This is a genomic window from Streptomyces sp. NPDC002130 (genome assembly GCF_040296465.1).
Classification (GTDB): domain Bacteria; phylum Actinomycetota; class Actinomycetes; order Streptomycetales; family Streptomycetaceae; genus Streptomyces.
This window is the reverse complement of the sequence record NZ_JBEOXI010000404.1, coordinates 1-4,686: the sequence shown is the minus strand read 5'-3', so window position 1 is coordinate 4,686 and position 4,686 is coordinate 1. Positions and strand designations below refer to the sequence as shown.

General features: G+C 68.8%; 5 protein-coding genes and 1 pseudogene. 3 read left to right on the top strand and 3 right to left on the bottom strand.

Annotated features, from left to right (window positions below):
- A partial coding sequence (locus tag ABT116_RS39645; protein WP_502984018.1) for a hypothetical protein occupies nt 1-295 on the bottom strand: 295 nt, incomplete at its 3' end.
- Here ABT116_RS39645 and ABT116_RS39640 point away from each other — a divergent pair.
- Entirely contained in the window at nt 276-2,006 is a 1,731-nt protein-coding gene (locus tag ABT116_RS39640; protein WP_351644668.1) for an oxidoreductase, read from the top strand. The two genes, ABT116_RS39645 and ABT116_RS39640, sit on opposite strands and share 20 nt — an antisense overlap.
- 229 nt (nt 2,007-2,235) lie before the next feature.
- Here ABT116_RS39640 and ABT116_RS39635 read toward each other — a convergent pair.
- A pseudogene (locus ABT116_RS39635) lies at nt 2,236-2,871 on the bottom strand (DNA polymerase III subunit alpha); the annotation flags it as partial.
- Between ABT116_RS39635 and ABT116_RS39630 the strand changes: the two are divergent.
- Both ABT116_RS39630 and ABT116_RS39625 read left to right on the top strand, forming a co-directional pair.
- Nucleotides 2,870-3,244, top strand: coding sequence for a TetR/AcrR family transcriptional regulator (locus tag ABT116_RS39630; protein WP_351644664.1), 375 nt, complete (start codon nt 2,870-2,872; stop codon nt 3,242-3,244). The pseudogene ABT116_RS39635 and the gene ABT116_RS39630 overlap by 2 nt on opposite strands.
- Nucleotides 3,241-3,429, top strand: coding sequence for an acyl-CoA-like ligand-binding transcription factor (locus ABT116_RS39625; RefSeq protein ID WP_351644661.1), 189 nt, complete (start codon nt 3,241-3,243; stop codon nt 3,427-3,429). Before ABT116_RS39630 ends, ABT116_RS39625 begins: the two co-directional genes overlap by 4 nt.
- A 197-nt stretch (nt 3,430-3,626) precedes the next feature.
- On the opposite strand, the gene ABT116_RS39620 is transcribed toward ABT116_RS39625, so the two are convergent.
- Nucleotides 3,627-4,571, bottom strand: a complete 945-nt coding sequence (locus ABT116_RS39620) for an alpha/beta fold hydrolase (RefSeq protein ID WP_351644657.1) — start codon at nt 4,569-4,571, stop codon at nt 3,627-3,629.
- Between the last annotated feature and the right edge of the window lie 115 nt (nt 4,572-4,686).

Here is a 4,686-nt window from a genome sequence, read left to right as displayed (position 1 = left end):
CATCCCCTACGACCGTCAGGCCCTGGCCGCCTGCACCCGGCTCCTGGCCGACACGCTCGCTGTCAAGGCGCCCGGCGGTTCGACGGAGGTGCGGGCCAAGCAGTGCCAGGCTCGGGACGAGGTCGACCACGAGGAGGCCGATCATTCCCAGAGCGAGGATTCCCAGGCCGGCGGTGACGGACGTGCGCGGGTCCATGCGGCTTCCGCCGAGTTGCGCGATCACCGAGCAGATCATGACCAGTGCGGCTGCCCCACCGCCGAGCAGAAGGTTGTCGATGTTCAGCAGGCTGGTCATCCACGACGGGACCACCGACTGGAAGAGCCCGACTGCGCCCCACGACAGCGCGACGGCGAGCGAGCTGAGCCAGAACGTCTCTCGAATGGTGGCGGGAACATGTGGCATCTGGAAGAACCGCTTCGGGCGTGTGACGTCCCCGATCCGCGGCAGTAGCAGCAACACGATCAGGGAGATCGTGGCGGCGTACGCCGCGGCCGCCCGCCGCCTGCAGCGTGCCGGGTTCGACGGCGCGGAGATCTCCGGCTACGCCAGGCACCTCATCGACCAGTTCTGGTCGCCGGAGATCAACCAGCGTGACGACGAGTACGGGGGTTCGTTCGTCAACCGGATGCGTTTCGGTGTCGAGGTCATCGAATCCGTGCGGGAAGCCGTCGGCAGTGATTTCGTCGTCGGTCTGCGGATCAGCGGCGACGAGCTGATTCCGGGGGGCAGGGGGATCGACGGTGCCAAGGAGATCGTCGCCTATCTCGACCAGCTCGGCTGTCTCGACTACTTCAGCGTGGCGGGCGCGACGGGGGAGCCGGTGAGCATCGGAAGCAAGGTGATCCCCGCGTTCGACGCTGCTCAGGGTGTGTACGCCCAGTACGCCGCCGAGGTGAGGAAGGCGACCGACCGGCCGGTGCTCTACACGGGCAGGGTGAGCGACCCCGCGTTCGCCGATGGTCTCATCGCCGACGGCATCTGCGACCTGGTGGGCATGACGAGAGCGCTGATCGCGGACCCGCATCTGCCGAACAAGGTCGCCGCGGGTGCCCTCCAGGACGTCAAGCCATGTGTCGCGATGCAGCAGGGGTGCGTCGGCCGCGGGCCACAGGGCCTCTACACCGGCTGCACGCACAACCCCGTCATCGGACGCGAGAAGGAACTCAGGGACATCGCACCCGCCCGGGCGTCCCGTCGTGTCGTCGTCATCGGTGGCGGGCCCGGCGGGCTGGAGGCCGCACGGGTGGCGAGTTCGCGGGGTCACCAGGTGACCCTGCTGGAGGCCCGGCCGTTCCTTGGCGGGCGCGTGGCCATCAGCTCTCGTGCGCCCATGCGTCCTGAGTGGGGCCAGTCGATCGACTGGCTGGTGCGCCAGGCGCACCAGGCCGGCGTCGAAGTGCGTACGGGCGTCGAAGCCGACGCGACCGTCGTCGCCGAGCTCGAGCCCGACGCCGTCGTCGTCGCGACCGGCAGCACGCCGCACATCCCACAGCTCCCGGGCGCTGATCTGCCGGGGGTGACCAGCGCCGAGGACGTGTTCGCTCACCCGCCGCAGCTGGGCACGGCTGCATCCTGCCTCGTGGTCGACCTCATCGGGAACGCCGAGGCCGGCCTGGCGGCACACGCACTGGCCGTCGCCGGGCACCGGGTGAGCATCCTCACCCCGTATCACATGATCGCCGAGATGGAAGAGAAGTCCACCCGGGAACCGGTGTACGACAACCTCTGCCGGGCGGGCGTGGAGATCATCACCGATCAGGATGTCGTCGCCATCCGGCCAGGCGACTCGCTCACTGTGGACCTTGAGCAGGTCTACACGAGGCACTCCACCGGCATCGAAGGACTGGAACTGGTCGTCTTCAGCGACGGGGCACGGCCGCGCGACGGTCTGTACCAGCAACTGAAAACGGGGCCGTGGGAAACCCATCTTGTCGGAGACGCAGTGGCTCCACGGGGCATCCTCGACGCGATGCTGGAGGCGACCAGGGCTGCGCGTCGGCTATGACATGTGGTCGTCCGGGTCGTCACGGCGAACCAGCAGACCCTGCGCGTGCTGGTAGAACAACTGTGGCCCGCGGCAGGCCGTGGTCGGCAGCAGCGCCTACCCGCAATCCGGCGGGCGGGGGGCCGCCGACCGGGTCAACGTGTGCATCGTCCTGGCGACACCGCCTTCCGCGTGCTGGACTGTCGAAAGGACAGGCGGCCGCAGAGACCACGTATTGGAACGGCACCCGGGCGTGGACCCCGGTGTTACGGATCAGCCCCTCGACGCCCATCGCCGCGTCGAGGACCCGGCGCACATCGGGTTCGTTCTCGTACAGTGCACGGATCTCGCCGGCCTCCCCGTAGCGGGGATGATCCTTGTCGAAGATCCCGGGCAGCGGGATCGACTCGCCCCTCGGGTCCTGCGGGAGGGCCTTCGTGATCCGCTCACCGTGCGAGAACGGGTAGCCCAGCAGACGCGCGGTGTCCTTGACGGCGTTCTTCGCCTTGAGCCTGCCGAAGGTGTTGACCAGCGCCGTGTACTCGTCGCCGTACTTCTGAACCACGTACCGGACCATGCGCTCGCGGTGACGGTCGTCGAAGTCGAGGTCCACATCCGGCGGATCGATCCGCTCGGGGTTCAAGAACCGCTCGAAGAGCAGCCCGTGCTCCAGCGGGCACAGCTCGGTGATGCGCATCGCGTACGCCACGATCGACCCCGGTGCCGAACCACGGCCCGGCCCGACGCGGATCTTCTGGGCGCGGGCGTACCGGCAGATGTCCGCGACGACGAGGAAGTACGAGGAGAACCCCGTCGGGCCGATGACGTTCATCTCGGTCTCGAAGCGCTCCATCACGTCGGCGGGGACCGGGGAGCCGTAGCGCATGCGCGCGACCATCCGGGCGGAAGTGACGGAGGTGGCGCTCCGGCTCTTCATCGAGCAGGGCTTCGAGCGCACGACCGTCGACCAGATCGCGGCCGAGGCCGGGCTGTCGCGCGCCAGCCTGTTTAGGCACTTCGGAACGAAGGAGGACATCGTTCTGGTCGACTTGGAGGAGATCGGCCGCCAGATCGCCGACGCGCTCGCCGCCCGGCCGGACGAGGAGCGGCCGTGGGAGGCGTTGCCCCGCGCGTTCGACGTGATGACGCGGATGAACGAGGCCGCACCCGAGCGGACCCTCAGCTATCTGCGGATGCTCCAGGACACGCCGTCCCTGCGGGCCCGGCACTACGAGAAGCAGCTGGGCGGCAGGAAATGATGGTCCCGGAGATCGCACGCCGGCTGGGGACCGGCCCCGACCATCCGGAGGATCCCAGGCCGACCGCCCTGGTCGCGGCCGCCCTCGCTTGCGCGGACGCGGCATCGACCGGCTGGGTCGCCTGTGAAGGCAAGGTCCCCCTGGCGGTGCTGCTCGACCGCGCCATGGGCGCATTCACCGACTAAAGCCTGTCCCATAAACGATCTCCGCCCTGATGCGGCGCCGATGGTCGAGGGTCGGGTCTACTGGCCCGCAAGTCCGGGCGGAGGGCGCCGTTCGATGCATCCCGAGATCCGGTTGTCCTGACCATCGAGCATCACCTCTGCCGCACGGCGATGGGCTGGCTCCGCGTGTGCGGAGCCGGCCCTTCGACATTCAGGATTCAGGTGCGCGCGGGCGTCGTCTGCAGGAACAGCTCGAGCAGTGCCAGCAGCGTCTCGGGAGCGTCCTCGGTCGGGAAGTGGCCGGCGCTCGGAATCTCGACCACGGGTGCGTCGGGGTAGGCCAGCTTGAACGACGGGATCACGTACTCGGGCAGCAGTGCGGTGTCCCGCATCCCGACCGCCAGCATCGCCGGCACGGCGCGCAACGCGGCGACGGCTTCCATGGGCGGCGGGCCGGGCGGCGGGCCCTGCGGGCCCTCCAGCGCCTGGCGGGGGAAGGCGATGACACCGCGGCACTCCGCCGGGGTCGAAAAGGGGCTGGAGTACGCGCGGATCCAGGTCGGCGTGGCGATCTCGGGCCGGGCGACATGCTGCAGGTCGATCATCAGGTGGGCGATGGTGTGACCCGCGTTTCCGAGGATCTGCTCGAACGAACCGTCCGCGAGCGCCGAGTGGGCCCACTGGAACCACCGGCTCTCGACGCCGTTGGCCTCCATGAGAGGGGCGATGTCGTCTGCGAGAGGCAGCACGGTGTTCGTGGCGAAGATCCGGGAGATCCGGTCGGGGTGACGCAGCGCGAACCCGGTACCGATGGGGCCGCCCCAGTCACGGAGCACCAGGGTGATGTCCGTGAGGTCGAGCGTGTCGACGAGCAGTGATTCGAGGTTCAGGATGTGTTCGCTCGCGTCGTACGTGTGGTCCTGCGGGGTCTCGCTCTTGCCGAAGCCCATGTGGTCGGGAACGACCACGCGATGGTGGCGCGACAGCGGCCCGATCAGGTGGCGCCACTCGTAGCCCCAGGTGGGCTCGCCGTGCAGCATGACGATGGTCTGGTCGGGCTGTTCGGGGCCCTCGTCGACATAGTGCTGGCGGAAGCCGGCCGCCTGGTTGAAGCGGGCGGGATACAGCCACGTGCCGTCGAACGTCTCTTCAGCAGCAATCATGGGATCATGTGCCTTCCGGTGCGGTGGGGTTCTGAAGCAGCTTTCATCGGCCGGCTCGCTCTGCGGCCGTCGGCCAGGGTGACGGTGAACCGCAGGTCCCCGTCCGCCGACGGGG